The organism is Enterobacter sp. IF2SW-B1 (genome assembly GCF_001743375.1).
Lineage (GTDB): Bacteria > Pseudomonadota > Gammaproteobacteria > Enterobacterales > Enterobacteriaceae > Enterobacter > Enterobacter bugandensis.
Genome location: NZ_MJAA01000106.1, coordinates 1 through 666 on the forward strand (window position 1 = coordinate 1; position 666 = coordinate 666).

General features: G+C 29.0%; 1 protein-coding gene. It reads right to left on the reverse strand.

Annotated elements, in window-relative coordinates:
- Positions 1-77 precede the first annotated feature (77 nt).
- The coding region (locus A6013_RS27335; RefSeq protein ID WP_175437407.1) for a hypothetical protein at positions 78-666 on the reverse strand (589 nt) is incomplete at its 5' end.

Sequence of the window (666 nt, forward strand, 5' to 3'; positions counted from 1 at the left end):
AACATAACTTTGAACGTGATACCCTTCTGGATAATTAACATAATCTTCTGGTTTTATAACTTTATCACTTCTAACCACTAAACATAACTTTGAACGTGATACCCTTCTGGATAATTAACATAATCTTCTGGTTTTATAACTTTATCACTTCTAACCACTAAAGAATTACCAATATTATACTCATTTTTCAAAGTAATATTAGCTTTAGGAACAGAAGCAAAGACTTTGTACTTACTATTATTTTCTTCAGAGTAATCTATKCCGGCTTTAATTATTTTATTTATTARTTCTTTAGAACTTAAATTATAATCTTCTGGTTTTATTTTATTAAGAATACCTCGAGCATTCTCTTTAGAATAAACATCTTCTAAAAGTCTCTTCACTGTTGATTCTCTATTTGTTGATTCATTTATTTTTTTAAACAACTCTTGTTGACCATTGTCAACTTCTTGTCTCTCATTATCAGCTTCTTTTAACTTTTGTTGTTGACCATTGTCAACTTCTTGTCTCTCATTATCAGCTTCTTTTAACTTTTGTTGTTGACCATTGTCAACTTCTTGTCTCTCATTATCAWCTTCTTTTAACTTTTGTTGTTGACCATTGTCAACTTCTTGTCTCTCATTATCAGCTTCTTTTAACTTTTGTTGTTGACCATTGTCAACTTCT